This window comes from Bradyrhizobium sp. S3.3.6 (assembly GCF_040546905.1).
In the GTDB taxonomy this organism is placed as follows: Bacteria; Pseudomonadota; Alphaproteobacteria; order Rhizobiales; family Xanthobacteraceae; genus Bradyrhizobium; species Bradyrhizobium cytisi.
The window spans coordinates 424,004-441,035 of record NZ_JBEPOT010000003.1; the positions used below are offsets into that span (position 1 = coordinate 424,004).

16 protein-coding genes are annotated in these 17,032 nt (G+C 64.5%); 5 read left to right on the forward strand and 11 right to left on the reverse strand.

All coding sequences use genetic code 11. The features are described 5' to 3' along the window. The first annotated feature begins 328 nt into the window (after positions 1 to 328). The gene (locus tag ABID59_RS10875; protein WP_354083386.1) at positions 329 to 1,639 is read left to right on the forward strand and encodes an ABC transporter substrate-binding protein; all 1,311 of its coding nucleotides are present in this window, start codon (positions 329 to 331) and stop codon (positions 1,637 to 1,639) included. Between the two features lie 233 nt (positions 1,640 to 1,872). On the opposite strand, the gene ABID59_RS10880 is transcribed toward ABID59_RS10875, so the two are convergent. The 9 genes from ABID59_RS10880 to ABID59_RS10920 all read right to left on the reverse strand — a co-directional run bounded on the left by ABID59_RS10880 (position 1,873) and on the right by ABID59_RS10920 (position 10,781). Further along, a complete protein-coding gene (locus ABID59_RS10880) occupies positions 1,873 to 3,042 on the reverse strand; it encodes a Gfo/Idh/MocA family protein (protein WP_354083387.1) in 1,170 nt (389 codons plus the stop codon). Between the two features lie 49 nt (positions 3,043 to 3,091). Beyond that, a complete protein-coding gene (locus ABID59_RS10885; protein WP_148753077.1) occupies positions 3,092 to 3,406 on the reverse strand; it encodes a septal ring lytic transglycosylase RlpA family protein in 315 nt (104 codons plus the stop codon). 101 nt (positions 3,407 to 3,507) lie between these two features. Continuing rightward, positions 3,508 to 4,353, reverse strand: a complete 846-nt coding sequence (locus tag ABID59_RS10890; protein WP_148753078.1) for a CmcJ/NvfI family oxidoreductase — start codon at positions 4,351 to 4,353, stop codon at positions 3,508 to 3,510. Positions 4,354 to 4,656: 303 nt separating this feature from the next. Next, positions 4,657 to 5,595 carry an ABC transporter substrate-binding protein gene (locus ABID59_RS10895; RefSeq protein ID WP_354083388.1) on the reverse strand — a complete coding sequence of 313 codons (939 nt, stop codon included), beginning with the start codon at positions 5,593 to 5,595 and terminating at the stop codon, positions 4,657 to 4,659. Next, positions 5,592 to 6,686 (reverse strand): LLM class flavin-dependent oxidoreductase, encoded by a 1,095-nt coding sequence (locus ABID59_RS10900; RefSeq protein WP_354083389.1) that lies wholly within the window; start codon positions 6,684 to 6,686, stop codon positions 5,592 to 5,594. Before ABID59_RS10900 ends, ABID59_RS10895 begins: the two co-directional genes overlap by 4 nt. 37 nt (positions 6,687 to 6,723) lie before the next feature. Continuing rightward, positions 6,724 to 7,896 carry an acyl-CoA dehydrogenase family protein gene (locus ABID59_RS10905; RefSeq protein ID WP_354083390.1) on the reverse strand — a complete coding sequence of 391 codons (1,173 nt, stop codon included), beginning with the start codon at positions 7,894 to 7,896 and terminating at the stop codon, positions 6,724 to 6,726. Beyond that, positions 7,890 to 8,687, reverse strand: a complete 798-nt coding sequence (locus tag ABID59_RS10910; RefSeq protein ID WP_354083391.1) for an ABC transporter ATP-binding protein — start codon at positions 8,685 to 8,687, stop codon at positions 7,890 to 7,892. Before ABID59_RS10910 ends, ABID59_RS10905 begins: the two co-directional genes overlap by 7 nt. Next, positions 8,681 to 9,703 (reverse strand): ABC transporter permease, encoded by a 1,023-nt coding sequence (locus ABID59_RS10915; protein WP_354083392.1) that lies wholly within the window; start codon positions 9,701 to 9,703, stop codon positions 8,681 to 8,683. Before ABID59_RS10915 ends, ABID59_RS10910 begins: the two co-directional genes overlap by 7 nt. Then, entirely contained in the window at positions 9,681 to 10,781 is a 1,101-nt protein-coding gene (locus tag ABID59_RS10920; protein WP_354083393.1) for an ABC transporter substrate-binding protein, read from the reverse strand. The genes ABID59_RS10915 and ABID59_RS10920 overlap by 23 nt, the downstream gene beginning before the upstream one ends. Positions 10,782 to 11,272: 491 nt before the next feature. On the opposite strand from ABID59_RS10920, the gene ABID59_RS10925 reads away from it, so the two are divergent. Next, positions 11,273 to 12,253 carry an ABC transporter substrate-binding protein gene (locus tag ABID59_RS10925; RefSeq protein WP_354083394.1) on the forward strand — a complete coding sequence of 327 codons (981 nt, stop codon included), beginning with the start codon at positions 11,273 to 11,275 and terminating at the stop codon, positions 12,251 to 12,253. 176 nt (positions 12,254 to 12,429) lie between these two features. On the opposite strand, the gene ABID59_RS10930 is transcribed toward ABID59_RS10925, so the two are convergent. Beyond that, entirely contained in the window at positions 12,430 to 12,834 is a 405-nt protein-coding gene (locus ABID59_RS10930) for a hypothetical protein (RefSeq protein ID WP_354034112.1), read from the reverse strand. A 333-nt stretch (positions 12,835 to 13,167) separates the two neighbouring features. On the opposite strand from ABID59_RS10930, the gene glgC reads away from it, so the two are divergent. Next, positions 13,168 to 14,430 (forward strand): glucose-1-phosphate adenylyltransferase, encoded by a 1,263-nt coding sequence (gene glgC, locus ABID59_RS10935; RefSeq protein WP_148753087.1) that lies wholly within the window; start codon positions 13,168 to 13,170, stop codon positions 14,428 to 14,430. Continuing rightward, positions 14,427 to 15,863: a glycogen synthase GlgA gene (glgA, locus tag ABID59_RS10940; protein ID WP_354083395.1), complete on the forward strand. Its 1,437-nt coding sequence runs from the start codon at positions 14,427 to 14,429 to the stop codon at positions 15,861 to 15,863. Before glgC ends, glgA begins: the two co-directional genes overlap by 4 nt. A 35-nt stretch (positions 15,864 to 15,898) precedes the next feature. Here glgA and ABID59_RS10945 read toward each other — a convergent pair whose 3' ends face one another. Then, positions 15,899 to 16,693, reverse strand: coding sequence for a DODA-type extradiol aromatic ring-opening family dioxygenase (locus tag ABID59_RS10945; protein WP_354083396.1), 795 nt, complete (start codon positions 16,691 to 16,693; stop codon positions 15,899 to 15,901). Between the two features lie 159 nt (positions 16,694 to 16,852). Between ABID59_RS10945 and ABID59_RS10950 the strand changes: the two genes are divergently transcribed. Next, positions 16,853 to 17,032 (forward strand): hypothetical protein, encoded by a 180-nt coding sequence (locus tag ABID59_RS10950; protein ID WP_354034117.1) that lies wholly within the window; start codon positions 16,853 to 16,855, stop codon positions 17,030 to 17,032.

Sequence of the window (17,032 nt, forward strand, 5' to 3'; positions counted from 1 at the left end):
GCCTGCGGCGAGCGCGCGGGAGCGAGACCATCACGATTGCGGGAGACGACGTCGCGTCGGGCCGAAGCTGAAAGCACACGCGCGACAAGCGGATGTTCGCGTCCGCGCATGATGCAGGCAACGGAACGATCCGTGGTGAGGGACAGCGGAGCGGTCTCTTCCTGAGCGCTCCACAAAAAGAATGATACTCAGGGAAAAATGCCGATCTGATCCACGCACGGCCGCGATCTGCCTGGTGCGGTGCATGTTGACTTTCACGAGCGCCCTCCAAATACTCGCCAAAAAACATAAAACCAGTCGCAAACGACGGTTCGGAGGGAGGGATAGGATGCCGACTTCACGCAGGCAGCTGCTGAAGGGTACGGCGGCTGCCGCCGCCACACTCAGCCTCGATTGGACCCGGGCCCAGGCGCAAGCCGAGAATTTGCGCATCGGCCTGATCTACGATCTTACCGGACCATTTGCCGCCGGCGGCTCGGTCGCCTCCTCGGTCGGCGCCCAGATCGCCATCGATCTCGTCAACGAGAAGGGCGGCATCGGCGGCAAGACCAAGATCGTGCCGGTTGCGGCCGACTCCCAGAGCAAGGCTGATGTCGCCATCAACGAAGCCGAACGGCTGATCAGCCAGGAGAAGATCGACATCATCAACGGCGTCTATTCCAGCGCGCATGCGGTGCCAATGGCCGCGAAGGTCGAGCAGCAGAAGAAAATCCTCTGGATCACAACCGCGGTCTCGACGGCCGTGTTCAAGGACAAGAACCTGCAATATGTGTTTCGCGCGCAAATCCACTCGGACCAGTACGGCCAGGCCTTTGCCGGCTTCATGAGCGAGCACGCCAAGGCGAAGCTCGGCATGGAGCCGAAGGACGTCCGGATCGCACTGATCCACGAGGATGGCCCTTACGGCGTCGGAGTCGCCGCCGCGGACGAGGCCTATGCCAGGGAGGCCGGGCTCCAGATCGTGTTGAAGGAAGGCTATTCGGCCGCGGCGCCCGATCTCTCGGTGCTCGTGACCAAGATCAAGCGCGCCAAAGCCGACGTGATCTCGCATGCCGGCTACAACCCTGACATCACCCTGTTCCTGCGCCAGGCGCGCGAGAGCGGTCTGCGCTTCAAGATGCTGTTCGGCGCCGGCGCCGGTTACAGCCAGCTGGACAAGCTGCGCGCGACCTTCGGCGCCGACATCGACAATTTCTGCAACATCGATCCGGTGCCGGCACAACTGCTCGATCCGTCGAAGCTCGCGCCTGGCATAGGCGATCTCATCAAGACCATGGTTACGCGCTACCAGGCCAAGACCGGCGCGACCGACGTGCCGCCGCACTGCTCGATGGGCTTCAACCAGACCTGGGTGCTGCTCAACAACGTGCTGCCGGTGGCGAAAGAGAAGTACGGCAGCTTCGAGCCCGAAGCGATCCGCAAGGCCGCGCTCGACGTCGACATCCCCGCCGGCGGCACTATCCAGGGATACGGCGTCAAGTTCTTCCCGCCGGGCACGCCGCTCTCCGGCCAGAACGAACGCTCAACGCCGGTGGTGATGCAGAACGCGGGCGAGCACATCTCGGTGGTGTGGCCGACCAACATCCGCACCCAGGATCCGGTGTTTCCGCTGCCGAAGGGCTCGACCTACGGGACGTAGCACTGAATGTGCTGAAACAGCTCGCGGCACTTCGGCGCCGTCTTCCCCTCTCCCCTTGTGGGAGAGGGTGGCTCGCCGCGATAGCGGCGAGACGGGTGAGGGGTCTCTCTCCGCACGTGAATCTCTCACGCTCGAATTCGCGGAGACAACCCCTCATCCGGCATCGCGCCACCTTCTCCCACAAGGGGAGAAGGATCGCAGTGTACATTGCAGCTAGTTCAGCGAACCAATCGCTACAACACCACGCGCCGTCCCTCTTCCGCCGCCCAATAGCCGGCATAGTTCACCTTGATCGTCTCATAGGCCAGCGCGAGGTCCGACAGCGGCTGGCGTCCCGTGGCGGCGCATTCCATGAAATCCTGAATCTCCTGGAGATAGCCACGCGTCCATTCCTCCTCGAGGCAGACATACTGCCAGCCGGTTTTGCGGTCGACCTTCTCGGTGATGTAGACGCCTGCGAGTTTCTCCTCGGAGGTCTGGTAACTCATCAGATGCGTGTTGGGGGTGATGTTGGCGAACAACGAGCCGCCGCTGGTGTAGGTCTCGATCAGATTGCGCACGCCGCCCATGATCATGTCGCCGGAGAACACCGTGGCCTTGGTTCCGTCGGAGAAGGTCGCCGTCAGCGTGCCCCAATCCTCGACATCGACCGGATTGGCCTTGATGTAGGTCCGCTCCTCCGGCTTGAGACCAGCCGTGACGTTGCCGACATCGCCGGTGACGCTTGCAACCTTGATGGTCTCGCCACGCGCCTTCGCTTCGACCTGCTTGAGATAGAGCACGGCCGAGAGCGGATGGCAGCCCATCCGGATCAGCGAGCCGCCGCCGGTCATCGCCCATTGCGCGGCATGCGCCGCGTGCGAGCCGGAATGGCTCTCCTCGCCCTTCATGAACAGGATCTTGTCCTTGGTCGCCTTGAGAATCTCGGCGGTCTTGGTCACGGCCGGCGCGTAGATCCAGTCCTCGGCATACATGAAGAGCTTTCCGGTGCGCTCGATCGCGGCCCGGGTGGCGTCCATCTCCTCCAGCACGCGTTCGTACATCAGCGCCTTCGGCACGTGCTTGCCGATCGGCTGCTGGTCGCCCTCACGGCCGAAATAGCCGGCAAACGGCTTTTCGCAGATGACGTGCTTGCCGGCTTGCATGCTGGCGACGATCATCTCGGCATGAAGATTGGGCGGCGTGCAGATGTCGATGACTTCGAGCGCGCGATCAGCGATCAATTCCGCGAAACTGCGATAGGCCCGCGGGATGTTATGACGCCGGGCAAACTCGACGACGCGATCGCCGCGCGCGGCGACCGCCGCAACCTCGACGTCGACGCCGTAGACGCGCCGGAACGCATGCATATGCAGCTCCGACACGAAGCCGCAGCCGACGAGTCCGACCTTGATCCTTGCCATAGCGCTCCCCGCCCCTTGCTTTGGGCGGCACTATAGCGCGCTTGCAAGCCTATTCCACCGAGACCCGCACCACGCCTGCGCTCATCATGCCGAGCGCGCGGGCGGCGGGCACCGAGAGATCGACGATGCGGCCGCGGATGAAGGGACCGCGATCATTGACGCGGCATTGAATCGTCCGCCCGCTGTAGGACACCCTGAGCACGCTGCCGAACGGACGCGTCCGGTGCGCGCAGGTCAGCTCGCCATTCCTCGCGGCCTTCCCGTATCCGTAATATGAGGCAAGTCCGCTTTCGGCGTGGGCGATGGAAAATGCAGAAAGCGAGAAAGTGGTCAGACAATACAATAGTGTCGGCTGCGCTCGCACGGCACCGCTCCCGATTGGCCCTGGCCCGCGCGCCAACGCCGCCCGGTTCCACTTGGTTCCGGGAACTGCCGGGCGATGCCCGGCAGTGCCATCACACATTGTTACTGTTTGTGAAAGACCAGCGTGCGCACCTCGATGCTCTCGCGGGGCGCAGCATCGGCCGGCGTGGTCGGATCGACGAAGGCGGTGTGCGGAGCGAAACGGGTGCGGCCGTCGGTTGCTGAATCATAGCATTTGAGCAGCAGCGCCTCATCCGCCGTCATCTCCGGAAAATAGAACCAGCGATGGTTCGGATTGTATTTTACCGAATAGGTTTCGCCGCGACGATTGGGATAGATCAGGTCTGAGGCGACGAGATCGTCGGGAGAAACCGTGGTGCCATCGACCATCGCGAGCGGTGAATCGCGCAAGGGACCGCGGATCGGCCGCCAGAGATTGATCACCTGGACGCGGCCCTTGAGCAGCTCCTCGGCTTCGTCGGGCAGATGCTCGCGTACACGGTTGGCGCCGGAGACGGCGGTCTGGTCGACATGGACGCGCGTCGCGGGCTGGCGTGGGCCACCGTCGCGAATATCCGGAGCACCCTCGACGCGCTTGCGCACGGTGTGGTCGAAGATGAAAACGCGATCGGCCTTCAGTGTCGCGCGCAGGAAGGCCTCGACGGCGGGGTAGTAGACGGTGCGGATTTCCTCGTCGTTGTAAAAGTCCTTCACCTGGTTGGGATGGCGTACCAGCGCAAAACCTTCGCGATCGAGCGAGACATTGTCCGCAATCAGCCGCGCATCGAAAATCGGGACCTGATGCGGCTCCGGCAGCGAGGTGCTCTTCGGCTCGCCCGGCGGCGGATCGAAGGCATAAGTGCGCGGCTTGCCGGATACCGGCGCGAGGTAGTTGAGTTCAGCTGTGACGAAGGGAAGCGATTCGATTTTTGTTTCTTGCAGGCCCATGGCCGGTCTCCCGATGTGGTCGTCTGAGTGATTTTTGACGGAGTGGGGCGCGGCGCAAGGGAGGTGGTGCAAATAGAAATGTCGATGTTGCTGCGTCTGTGAAATGCAGAACGAACATTTCGAGGAAGGCTCTGCGTGCGTTGCTTCCCTTCTCCCCTTTTGGGAGAAGGTGGAGCGCCGGATGAGGGGTATGCATCCGCGAGTTCAAGATGTCAGAAACGTGATTGCGGACAGAACCCCTCACCCGTCTCGCCGCTGCGCGGCGAGCCACCCTCTCCCACAAGGGGAGAGGGAAAGTGCTCGCTACAACCCCGCCTTCGCGATGGCATCCGCAAAAGATCGGTCGACGATCTCGGCAGCAACGAGCTTCTGCTTGATCAGGCCCCAGCGGAAGTAGAGATCAATCGTGCTCTGCTCGTCCGCGACCACGCCGTCGTCGATCGGCGCGATGCGGATCTTTGCGCGCGAGAGCCAGTTCTGCGGGACCGCGGTCGGGATGTTCATCAGCTTGCCCCAGGTCTCGGCATAACCGTTGGCATTGGTCAGCGACCACGCCCGCGCTACGGTGAGGCGGCGGATGAAGTCGGTCAGCTCTGCGCGCTTGTCGCGGATCGCGTCGGGCCGCGCCACCTGGAAGCTCAGGCCCGGCGTCAGGCCTTCCGCCGTGATGACGCGGCGTGACTTGAACAGCACCTCCTCCTGGCTGACGTAAGGCTCCCAGGTCGACCACGCATCGACGGAGCCTTGCGTGTAGGCGATCTTGGCGTCCGACGGCGCCAGGAACGCGATCTGCACGTCGCTCGCAGCCCAGCCGTTCTTTTCGAGCGCGGCCAAAATCAGCTGATGCCCGATCGAGCCGCGTCCGGTTGCTATCTTCTCGCCGCGGAGATCGGCGAAGCTCTTGATCGGCGAATTTTCGGGCACGAGAATCGCGAGCCCCTCGCGCGTCTGCCGGATCGCGGCGATCGCCTTCACGGGCGCGCCGGAGGCGGCGGCGAAGGTGAAGGGAGCATCGCCCACGAGCCCGGTCTCGATCGCACCGGCGCTGAGCGCTTCCAGCAGCGGCGCGGCCGCCGGAAATTCCTTCCACTCGATCTTGTAGGGCACATCCTTCAATACGCCTGCCGCTTCCATCACGGCCTGCGAATTGCCCTTCTGGTCGCCAACGCGCAGCGTGGTCTGCGCAGCTGCGAGATCGGCACCCGCAAATGCGAGCGCTGCAGCAATGATGAACCGGATCATTCCGCCGCGATCCCCCGCTGCTGGTCGCGTTCGGCGATCAGCTTGCGCGTCAGCGGGATCAGCTCGCGGCCATAGTCGATGGCATCGGGAAGCGGATCGAAGCCGCGGATCAGGAAATGGCTGACGCCGAGATCGTAATAGTCGGCGAAGACCTCGGCGACCTGCTCGGGCGTGCCGACCAGCGCGGTGGTGTTGCTGTTGGCACCGGTGAGTTTTGCGATCTCGGTCCACAGCCGCTTGTCGATGCGCGCGCCCTGGTCGGCCGCTGCCAGCAGCCGCTTGGCGCCCTCGGTGGCGTGATTGGGCCGGCGATAGCCGGTCTGGTCCTGCAGCGCGGTGGCGCGATCGAGAATCGCCTCGGCCTTCTGCCAGGCCTTTTCCTCGGTGTCGGCGAGGATCGGCCGTACCGAGAGGCTGAAGCGGGGGCTCGGCCGCCCGTGCTTCGCGGCTGCCGCACGCACGCGCGCAGTGACGTCGCGCACCTGCGCATAGGATTCACCCCACAACGCAAAAGTGTCGGCATGCTTGCCCGAGACCTCGATCGCGGCATCGGAGCCGCCGCCGACGAAGGTGTAGATGCCGCCCTTCTGCAGCGGCTTCACCTGCGAAAAGCCGTTCTCGACGGCGTAGTACTTGCCGCTGTAGTTGAACGGCTTCTCGCTGGTCCATTCCAGCCGCACGACGTCGAGGAATTCGCTGGTGCGGGCATAGCGCTCGTCCTTGTCGTCGAGCGTGTTGCCGTCCTGCCTGAGCTCGATCGCGTTGCCGCCGGTGATGACGTGCAGCGAGACGCGGCCGCCATAGAGCTGATCGAGCGTGGCAAGCTGGCGCGCCAGCAGCGTCGGCGCGGTGAAGCCCGGGCGCTGCGCGATCATCACCTTGAGATTCTTGGTGATGGTCAGCACGTGCTGGGCGATCTGGAGCGCGTCAGGCGTGGTCGAATGAAACGCGAGCAGCGCGCGGTCGAAACCGGCAAGCTCATGCGCCTTCGCCACCGTCTCGATATAATGCGGATCGAGCACCGGCCCCTGGCGCACGATGGTCTCGGAAGCGTTGCTGTTTGCGACAAAGCCGATGAACTCGACCGACATCAGGGAACTCCATATGTTGATTGAACAGGTTGATTGGTCAGATGCCGAGCGCGATGCGCCCGGCGGAGCTTTTCGTGCTGTCGTCCTGTGGCGTGTGGACGCGGCCGCAGAGCACGTCACGGTAATGCCGCTCCAGCGGATTTTTGCGCGACAGGCCATGATTGCTGGTCAGCGACAAGGCGTCCTCCACTGCGGCCACGGCATTATTGGTCACCGTCAGCTTGATGATGTTGGACTCGACCGCGCTGACCTGCAAGCCGTCGTCGAAATCGGAGGCGAAACTCCCGATCAAACGTGCGTTGACCGCAAGCCGCGCCTCGATGCCGCCGAGGATCTCCTGGGCGCGCGGCAAGGTCGCCAGCGCTGCGCCGAGACTGGCCGGCGCCCGCGTCTTCAGGAAGGTCACCAGCCAGTCGCGCGCCGCACGCGCAATGCCGTCATAGATCGCGGCAACGAAGATGGTGTGGACGGTCGCCTGCGCAACGTCCGGCGCGCGCCAGTCTGCGGGCTTGCGGACATCGACCTCGGCATCGAGCGGGATCACGACGTCGTCGAAGATGACGTCATGGCTGCCACTGGCGCGCAGCCCGTGGTGATCCCAGGTCTCGACGATGCGGGTGCCCGGCAGGCCCGCCGGCACCAGGAACTGGCCGACACGCGGCTCGGCCTCGTCGGTCCGGGCCCAGACCAGATACCATTTCAGGATCGGCGAGCCGGTCGAATAGATCTTGTGGCCGGTGAGGCGCCAACCGGTCTCGGTGCGCCGCGCGATCGTCGCCGGCAAGCCGCCGCGCGCGGGTGAGCCAAGCTCGGGCTCGACGCGGAGCGCATTGACGAGCGCGAGCCCTTCGACGGTTTCCTGTGCGAGCTTGCGCGACAGCCGTATCGGCCAGGTCGGGCTTCGCGCCATCACCAGATGATTGATGTAATGCATCGACAGCACCAGCGCCGTCGACGAACAGGCTTTGCCGACGATGCCGAGCACGCGCGCGGTATATCGCGCGCCCGCGCCGGCACCGCCGAACGCCGCAGGCACGGTCAGCGACAGCAGGCCTGCTTCCGAGAGCTCGCGAAAGTTCTCGAACGGAAAACTGCCGGTGCGGTCATGCTCGGCCGCACGCGCAGCAAAGCCTTCGGCCAGGGCCTCAGCACGCGCGATGTAGTCGGGTTCGCTATGGGCTGTGCGCCCTTTGGCTGCGGACGTCACCATGTGGCATCCAATCCCAGGAGGCCAAGAATCTGGCGGCGCAGATCGGCCAGATACGGGTCGCCGCGATGACGCGGATAGGGCCGGTCGACGCGGATGTCGGCCTTCACGCGCGCGGGACGCTCGCTGAAGACGATGACGCGGTTGGCGAGCACCAGCGCCTCCTCGGCATCATGCGTGACAAGGAGCGTGGTAAAACCCTTGCGCTGCCACAGCGACACCAGCTCGGCCTGCATGGTGATGCGGGTCAGCGAGTCCAATTTTCCCAGCGGCTCGTCCAGGATCAGGATTTTGGGATCGTTGACCAGCGCACGCGCCAGCGCGACGCGCTGCGCCATGCCGCCGGAGAGCTGATGCGGATAGGCGGTGCGGAAGTCCGATAGCCCGACGAGATCGAGCGCGGCATCGACGCGGTGGCGCTGGCTCTTCAAAATGCCCTGGGCATCCAGCCCCAGCGCCACATTGTCCCAGACCGTGCGCCAGGGAAACAGCGTCGGGTCCTGGAACACAACGACGCGTGACGGATGCGGACTTCTGATGCGGACCTCGTCCTCGCGCAGCGTTCCCGCTTTGGGTTTGTCCAGGCCGGCGACAAGCCGCAGCAAGGTCGACTTGCCGCAGCCGGACGGCCCGAGCAGCGCGACGAACTCGCCGGGCTCGACGGCGATGCTGACCTCGCTGAGCACGGGGAGCTCGGCGCCGTCGATGTCGAAGGCGTGGCTGACCTGCTCGATGTCGAGGGCGGCGCCTGCGGCCGCATGCGCGATCGCTTCGGCGAAAGCAGCTTCTACCATTTCACGGTCCCCTTCTGCCAGACCAGCAGGCGGTCGCGGATCGCAAACAGCAGCGTGATCGCGCCGGAGCAGAGCAGCGACATCACGATCAGCGCCGCATACATGTTGGCGTAGGCCGCCCAGCCCTGCGCCCATTGCAGGTACCAGCCGAGCCCGGCCTTGACGCCGATCATCTCGGCAACGACCAGCACGGCAAAGGACGCGCCGAGCCCCATGAACAGACCGACGAAGACATGCGGCAGCGCCGCGGGGATCGCGACCTTCAGCACCAGGAAGGACGGTTTTGCGCCGAGCGTGCGCGCGACGTCGTAATAGGCCGTGCTGACGCTCGCGACGCCCGACCAGGTCAGCACCGTGACGGGGAATCCGGTGGCCAGCGCGATCAGGAAGGTCGAAGCACTCCAGCTCGACGGAAAGGTGAAGAAGGCAATCGGCAGCCAGGCGGTCGCCGGCAGCGGGCCGATGAAGCGCAGCACCGGATGCACCCAATAGCCGACAGCACGCGACCAGCCGATCGAGACGCCGGTCAAAAAGCCGATTGTGGCGCCGATGAGATAACCGCCGAGCTGAAGCTTGACCGAGGCGAACACGCTGTCGAGCAGCTTTGGCAGATCGTCGGTATAGACCTCGATGATGGATTGCGGCGGCGGAAAGAACGGCAGCGGCAGCCACGCCAATTTGGCGGTCGCGACCTCCCACAAGGTCAGGAAAGCTCCGAGCGCGATAAGCCACGGCGCGCGCTGGCGCAGGGCCCGGCCGGCCGGGCCGAGATAGTCCGCGCCGACGGTCCCGAACAGGGCGATGGCGGCGATGACGAAGGCGGCGATGCCGAGCGAATGCGTGCGCGACCAGTCGCCGACGTCCTTCCACCACAGGCAGGAGAGACCGAAGGCGATCCAGGCGGCGCTGGCGGCCACGCCCGCACCGGATTCCTGGACCCAGGTCGCAAGCCACGGCGCGTGCGAGGTGCGCGGCGCGCCGGACGCGAGCCCGTCAGACAGAGAATACGTCGACATAGATGCGCTCCGCAAATTTGGTCGTGTCGGTGCTCTGCTTGAAGACCTGCACGCTCTTGAGATCGTCGGCATAGGCCTTGAGCTCGCGCTTCAGCACCTCCCCCGTGGGGTGATGATGATGCGTGTGGTAGCGCACCATGCCCTCGATGTCGGCGAGCGTTGCCGCCTTCGGTGCGTAGGGCTGGAACGACTTGGCCGCCAGCGACGGGTTCTGCGAGGTGAACATCGCGGCGTCGAGCAGCGCCTGGGTGATGGCGCGGGCGACCTGCGGCTCCTCGCGCACCAGGCTGCCGCGCAGGCCCACGATGCAGCAGCTCTTGTCGCGATAGTCGCCGTCGAGATTGGAGGCGACCTCCTTGTACTGGGTGTCCTTCAGCCAGAGATAGGCCAGCGGATCGCCTGACAGGAAGGCCTGCACCTCGCCCTTCTCCACCGCGACGTTGAGGAGGTTGCCGGGATAGGCACGCCAGTCGACGTCCTTGTTCGGGTCGATGCCGAGTTTTGCAAGCTGGATCGAGAAGAAATTCTTGTCGGGCCCGGCGAGATCGCCGACGGCGACGCTTCTGCCCTTGAGATCGGCAAGCTTGGTCACGCCGGAATCGGCGCGGCTCAGCACGCGCATGCAGCCGCCATGGGTGCCGGCGGCGATCTTGACGTCAAAGCCCTGCTCCAGCGGCTTCAGCCAGCGCAGCGCCATGCCGAGACCGGCGTCGCTCTTTCCGGTGGCGATCGCCTCGAGCAGCTGATCGGTCGAGCCGGAATAGTTGACGAGCTCGACGTCGAGATTCTGCTTCTGGAAGAAGCCGTGCTCGATCGCGACCGGCAGCGGCGCGAGGCAGACCGCGCCGGCATTCCACGACAGTTTCAGCTTGCGCGGCGCGCCTGACAGCACCGGGCCATCCGACGCCGTCCGGCACAGCGGGAACTCCGAGAAGTCGACGCCGGATCCGATCGCCTGCGGCGCAAAGGCCTGCGCGCCTAGCGCACCGAGCGGCGCGGCGAAGGCCGCCGCAAGCCCCGCCTGGAGCAAGTGGCGCCGGTCGAGCCTCGATCCGCCGCGCTTGTTGTCGTTGTTCATCGGCCTCTGGCTCCTGCGCTGGCATGGCTCCGCCGCATGTACAACGGTTCGCGTTGCGCACATTTCCTGCGGAGCTGCGTTGAGAGAAAATCTTTCCGTCGGCGCTTCGCGCGCCGCGTTGATGCGATGCGCAAATCATGCGGCGCGTTCCTCGCACCGTCAATGAAATGGAATTTCGAATGTTGCGCGAAGCGAAGACATTCTCTCCACCGGCGCGCGCGAGAACGATGAAACGATTTTCGCCGAAGCACCGGCCCGCGCTTCGTATCACGACTCCGTCACCCGCATCATTTTCGCGCGATTTCGTGCGCGTGCACGGCGTGTTCTCGAAAGCGGTCATTCGCTGAAACGTCCTTGCCCGGCGCGCGCGCAATACGGTTGGCCATTTCATTGACTGCGCATCGCGCGCTCATAGACTTGATCGTCCAGCTGCATCGTTCGCTCGCGCGTCGTGAGCAGGGCAAAAAAGACAGATCAACAAGACAGGCCACATGAGCATCAATTCCCACGATCGTTCCATCACGCGCCGGTTGGCATTCTCGCTGTTTGCTGCCGCCGTCACCTTGTCGACGGCGGCGTCGTCGTTCGCGGCCGACAGGGCCGTGCTCCGCGTCGGCGACCAGAAGGGCGGCAACCGCTCGCTGCTGGAGATTTCAGGCTTTGCGAAAGACCTGCCCTACAAGATCGAATGGTCGGAATTCCCGGCGGCCGCGCCGATACTGGAAGCGCTCAACGCCGGCGCGCTCGACGTCGGCTACACCGGCGATCTCTCGTTCCTGACGGTCTATGCCGCCGGTGCGCCGATCAAGGCGATCGGCGGCACCAGGTCGGACGCGAAAACGCAAGCGATCCTGGTGCGCCAGGATTCACCGATCAAATCGGCCGCCGACCTCAAGGGAAAACGCCTCGCCGGCACGCGCGGCGGCTGGGGACAGTTCCTGATCGACGCGACGCTGGAGAAAGCACAGATCAGGATCGAGGATGCGACCTTCGCGCCGCTCGGCCCCGTCGATGCCAAGGTCGCGCTGGTGGCCGGCTCGATCGACGCATGGGCGGTGTGGGAGCCCTATGTCTCGTTCGCAACGCTAAAGGACAAGGCGCGCGTGATAGCCGACGGCGAAGGCCTGACGCCGACCATCACCTTCATCGTCGCCTCCGACAGCGCCATCGCCACCAAGCGCGCGGCGGTGCAGGACCTCGTGCAGCGGCTGAACAAGGCGCGGCTCTGGTCGCTGGATCACCTCGACGAATATGCCAGGAGCACGGCCGAGCTGACCAAGCTGCCCGAGGACGTGCTACTGTCGGCCTACGCTGCACAGCGCACCAGCCCGATTCCGATCGACGAAAACGTCGTGAAGGAGGTGCAGGAAGCATCCGACCGTTCGACGCGCTACGGCATCCTGCCGAAGACGCTCGACGTCAGCAAAGCCGTCGACCGCAGCTTCACCGCCGCGGCCGCAGGATCGAACTAGCGCGGAGGCGGCGAGATGCGCAGGCTGCGTCTCAAAGCCGGCCCGCTGCATCTCGCCGCAATCGTGCTCGCCCATCTCGCCTGCATGAGCTTGATCGTGTGGCTGTCGCTCTAGAGCATGATCCGGAAGACTGTGAAGCGGTTTTCCGAACGATCATATGCTCAAGCAAAAAGCTCTTACCAGTACCCGCCGTAATACGGGCGCGGCCGGTAGTAGCCGTAATACGAACGGTAGGGGCGATAGTATCGCGGGTAGGCCGGCCCGTAGCCGTAACCGTAATAGGCCGGCGCATAGCCGTAGCCCGGTCCCGGATATCCATAGCCATAGTACGGCCCGCCGCCGTAATAGCCGTAGGGACCGCCGCTGGCGATGGCGCCGCCGATGATCGCGCCGGCAGCGAGGCCGCCGAGCCCCCATCCAAAGCCTCGGCCACGCCAGTAGACCGGCGTGACGTCATCGCCGGCCGCGGCCTTCATGGTCGCGACATTGGTCGGCAGCGGGGCCGCTGTCGCCTGCCCCAAATGGCCAGCCACGACCGCAGCCGTGAGCGAACAGGCAATTGCCGTTTTCCAGATCGTCATCGTCTCACCTCCTGACTGACGTTTCGGTTTGGAAAGTGATCCGGGCGCCATGATTCAGGCATCCCAGCGTTAAGTCAAAGCCTCGAGCTTGCGTGCAGCGCACAAGATGCCGCACCTGCCTGAAATGTGATCATCCGCGATGCCGAGATGACACCGGGACGACGGCGCGGGAGAGTTGAGATCGGCGGCAAAGCGTTAAGCTTTCCATGTGTTCGCAACCAACAAGCACCTTCCCGATTTACTATTCGTACCGTTACTATCGGTTCCAATGGTGCGCGGCCGGAAGGCACTTCGCGAGAGCCCGAGCTTGCGCCGGACGAGTGGGAGGATGACATGAGTGCCGCCGGAAATGAGCCGCTTGCCCGCCAGGCTTTGGCGTTTGTCCTGGCCGGTGGTCGCGGCAGCCGGCTGCTGGAATTGACCGACCGGCGCGCCAAGCCCGCGGTCTATTTCGGCGGCAAATCCCGCATCATCGATTTCGCGCTGTCGAATGCGGTCAACTCCGGCATCCGCCGCATCGCGGTCGCCACCCAGTACAAGGCGCACAGCCTGATCCGGCATCTTCAGATGGGCTGGAACTTCTTCCGTCCCGAGCGCAACGAGAGTTTTGACATCCTGCCTGCGAGCCAGCGCGTCTCGGAGAGCATGTGGTATGTCGGCACGGCGGACGCGATCTACCAGAACATCGACATCATCGAGTCGCACAACGCTCGCTTCATCGTGGTGCTCGCCGGCGATCATATCTATAAGATGGATTACGAGGTGATGCTGCGGCAGCATGTCGACAGCGGCGCCGACGTCACGGTCGGCTGCCTCGAAATGCCCCGCGCGGAATCAAGCGGCTTCGGCATCATGCATATCGACGAGAACGGCTGGATCCAGCAGTTCCTCGAGAAGCCCAAGGATCCGCCGCCGATGCCGGGCAAGCCGGATGTCTCGCTCGCCAGCATGGGCATCTACGTATTCGACTCGAAATTCCTGTTCGACCAGCTCAAGCGCGACGCCGAGGATCCGCACTCCAACCACGATTTCGGCAAGGACATCATCCCCTACATCGTCAAGAACGGCCGCGCCATCGCGCATCAGTTCTCGACCTCCTGCGTGCGCACCGGCACCGAACCGCGCTCCTACTGGCGCGATGTCGGAACGGTTGATGCATACTGGGCCGCCAATATCGACCTCACCGACGTGGTGCCGGAGCTCGATCTGTTCGACCGCGCCTGGCCGATCTGGTCCTATTCGGAGATCACGCCGCCCGCGAAATTCGTCCACGACGAGGAGAGCCGGCGCGGTTACGCCGTCAGCTCGCTGGTTTCTGGCGGCTGCATCATCTCGGGCGCCTCGCTGCGCCGCTCGCTGCTGTTCACCGGCGTGCGCATCAACTCCTATGCCAATGTCGAGAACGCCGTGATCATGCCTTACGTCCATGTCGGGCGCGGCGCGCGGCTGAAGAACGTCGTGATCGACCGCGGCATCGAGATTCCGGAAGGACTTGTCGTCGGCGAGGATCCCGAGCTCGACGCCAAGCGCTTCCGGACCACCGAGCAGGGCATCACGCTGATCACCCAGCCGATGATCGACAGGCTCAATACATGATGCCTGTTCGCGTCCTCGCGGTCGCTTCTGAAGTCTACCCCATCGTCAAGACCGGCGGCCTCGCGGATGTCGCCGGCGCGCTGCCGATCGCGCTGAAGGCGCACGGCGTCGAGATGCGCACGCTGATGCCGGGCTACCCGGACGTGATGCGGCTGCTCGCGGGCGCGGATGAAATCCGGCGCTGGCCGGATTATTTCGGCGGGCCGGGCCGGTTGCTTGCCAGCTCGCACGAGGGGCTCGACCTGTTCGTGCTCGATGTGCCGCATCTCTACGCGCGGCCGGGCAACCCCTACGTCACCGCCGAAGGCACCGACTGGCCGGACAACGGCATACGCTTCGCCGCGCTGTCGCGCATTGCAGCCGATATCGGCCACGGTCTCGTCGCAAGCTTCGTGCCCGATGTCGTGCATGCCCATGACTGGCAGGCCGGGCTGGCACCGGCCTATCTGCACTACGATGGCGGGGCGCGCCCCGGCACCGTCATGACCATTCACAACATGGCCTATCAAGGCAAGTTCGACCGCACGCTCGCGGACGCGATCGGCTTGCCCCAGCATGCGTCGTTCGACGTCCACGGCCTCGAATATTTCGGCGGCGTCAGCTTTTTGAAAGCCGGCCTGCAGCTGGCCGATCGCATCACCACGGTGTCGCCGACCTACGCGCATGAAATCCAGAGCGACGAAGGCGGCATGGGGCTCGGCGGCTTGCTGCGCGAGCGTGCCAGCGTGCTGAGCGGCATCCTCAACGGCATCGACATCGAAGTGTGGAATCCGCAAACCGATCCGCATATCGCCTATCGGTTCGGCGCCGAGGAGCTGTCGTTTCGTTCGGCCAACAAGGCGGCGCTGCAGCAGCGGCTCGGCCTCGATCCGCGGCCGGATGCGCTGCTGCTCGGCGTCATCAGCCGCCTGTCGTGGCAGAAGGGGCTCGATCTGCTGCTGGAGTCCATGCCCACCATCCTGGGCGATGGGATGCAATTGGCGCTGCTCGGCAGCGGCGATGCTGAACTGCAGGATCGCTACCAGGGAACCGCACGCGGACATCCGGGCCGGATTGCGGCCGTGATCGGCTATGACGAGGCGCTCGCGCATCTGATCCAGGCCGGCTCTGACGCCCTGATTGTGCCGTCGCGGTTTGAGCCGTGCGGGCTAACCCAGCTCTGCGCCCTGCGCTATGGTGCCGTGCCGATCGTGTCGCGTGTGGGCGGCCTCGCGGATACCGTGAACGAGACGACCGGCTTCACATTCGGGCCCGTGACATCGGCAAATCTCTCGGCAGCGCTGGGGCGCGCGAGCTTCACCTTCCATGACAAGTCCGCGTGGCGGCAATTGCAGCTCGCGGGCCTTGCGACCGACGTCTCCTGGCGCAACCGGGCGGGCGAGTACGCGACGCTCTATCGCAACCTGGTGGCATCCCGCGGGCGCAATGCGTAGGCCGGATTAGCGAAGCGTAATCCGCCCTGCGAAAATCATCCAAACACATACGACGCCATCGCGACGCTTGCGACCTCGTCGACGAAGACGCGCTTGCCGACGTCGCTGCCGGCGGCGCCTGCCGCGACCATCAGCGGCAGCAGATGGTCCTCGCGCGGGTGGGCGAGACGTGCGCTCGGCGCGTTCTCCCAGTCGACCAGCATCGCGTTGCGGCGGGCCGCATCCGGGTTGCTGATCGCCTCGTTCAGGTAGGCTTCGAAATCATACGAGACGGGCTTGGACTCCGCGCGGCCAAAACCGCGCATGTTGTGATAGGTGAGCCCGCTGCCGACGATCAGAATGCCCTCGTCGCGGAGCGAGGCGATCGCCTGCCCGACCCTGATGTGCTCGGCCGCGTCGTAGCTCGACTTCAGCGACAGCAGCACGATCGGCATGTCGGCGTTCGGATACATCAGGCCGAGCGGCACGAAAGTGCCGTGGTCAAACCCCTGATTGGGATCTTCCCGGCAATGGAGGCCGGCGTGCTTGAGCAGCGCGCTCACCTCCGCAGCGAGCTCGGGCTGGCCCGGCGCCGGATATGTGATGTGATAGGTATGCTCGGGGAAACCGTAATAGTCGTACACCATCGGCGGATGCGCCGACGTCGACACGGTGAAGGCGTCGGCCTCCCAATGGCCGGTGATGACGAGCACCGCCTTCGGCCGCTCGGGAAGAAGCTGCGGCAAACGGCCGAACTCAGCAGCCGTCTTGGCATATTGCACTCGCCTGTCTTCCATAAACGGCCAAGGGCCGCCGCCGTGCGACAAAAACAAGGTCGGTAATCGCGTCATGGATGTCGGCTCGCCTGTTTCACAACATGCGCGTGCGAACGGCCCGCGCGAACGGCGGCGAGCATAGGCAAACCGGTATGGTTAGCAAGCCGTTAACGATTTACCGCCCACAATCCAACCGTGGCCGAAGGAACGGCCAGAAGACAAGTGAGACGTGAGATGAGGAAGTTTGCGCTGGGGGACGTCGTCAACAGTGACAAGGGACGCCGCGGCATCGTTCGCGCCGCCTACCGGTCCAGGGAAGGCCAGCAGTTCTATGCCGTCGAGAAGGACGGCGCGATGGACTATCTGGAAGAAGACCGGCTGAGCCCGGCGCCGCGCGTCGAGCTCGCGGCCTAA

What these genes read in the sequence shown, in the direction of transcription:
- ABID59_RS10875 (WP_354083386.1), top strand. Translation starts at nt 329, where the DNA reads ATGCCGACTTCACGCAGGCAGCTGCTGAAGGGTACGGCGGCTGCCGCC.
- ABID59_RS10880 (WP_354083387.1), bottom strand. Translation starts at nt 3,042, where the DNA reads ATGGCAAGGATCAAGGTCGGACTCGTCGGCTGCGGCTTCGTGTCGGAG.
- ABID59_RS10890 (WP_148753078.1), bottom strand. Translation starts at nt 4,353, where the DNA reads ATGGGCCTGCAAGAAACAAAAATCGAATCGCTTCCCTTCGTCACAGCT.
- ABID59_RS10895 (WP_354083388.1), bottom strand. Translation starts at nt 5,595, where the DNA reads ATGATCCGGTTCATCATTGCTGCAGCGCTCGCATTTGCGGGTGCCGAT.
- ABID59_RS10900 (WP_354083389.1), bottom strand. Translation starts at nt 6,686, where the DNA reads ATGTCGGTCGAGTTCATCGGCTTTGTCGCAAACAGCAACGCTTCCGAG.
- ABID59_RS10905 (WP_354083390.1), bottom strand. Translation starts at nt 7,896, where the DNA reads ATGGTGACGTCCGCAGCCAAAGGGCGCACAGCCCATAGCGAACCCGAC.
- ABID59_RS10910 (WP_354083391.1), bottom strand. Translation starts at nt 8,687, where the DNA reads ATGGTAGAAGCTGCTTTCGCCGAAGCGATCGCGCATGCGGCCGCAGGC.
- ABID59_RS10915 (WP_354083392.1), bottom strand. Translation starts at nt 9,703, where the DNA reads ATGTCGACGTATTCTCTGTCTGACGGGCTCGCGTCCGGCGCGCCGCGC.
- ABID59_RS10920 (WP_354083393.1), bottom strand. Translation starts at nt 10,781, where the DNA reads ATGAACAACGACAACAAGCGCGGCGGATCGAGGCTCGACCGGCGCCAC.
- ABID59_RS10925 (WP_354083394.1), top strand. Translation starts at nt 11,273, where the DNA reads ATGAGCATCAATTCCCACGATCGTTCCATCACGCGCCGGTTGGCATTC.
- ABID59_RS10930 (WP_354034112.1), bottom strand. Translation starts at nt 12,834, where the DNA reads ATGACGATCTGGAAAACGGCAATTGCCTGTTCGCTCACGGCTGCGGTC.
- glgC (WP_148753087.1), top strand. Translation starts at nt 13,168, where the DNA reads ATGAGTGCCGCCGGAAATGAGCCGCTTGCCCGCCAGGCTTTGGCGTTT.
- glgA (WP_354083395.1), top strand. Translation starts at nt 14,427, where the DNA reads ATGATGCCTGTTCGCGTCCTCGCGGTCGCTTCTGAAGTCTACCCCATC.
- ABID59_RS10945 (WP_354083396.1), bottom strand. Translation starts at nt 16,693, where the DNA reads ATGACGCGATTACCGACCTTGTTTTTGTCGCACGGCGGCGGCCCTTGG.
- ABID59_RS10950 (WP_354034117.1), top strand. Translation starts at nt 16,853, where the DNA reads ATGAGGAAGTTTGCGCTGGGGGACGTCGTCAACAGTGACAAGGGACGC.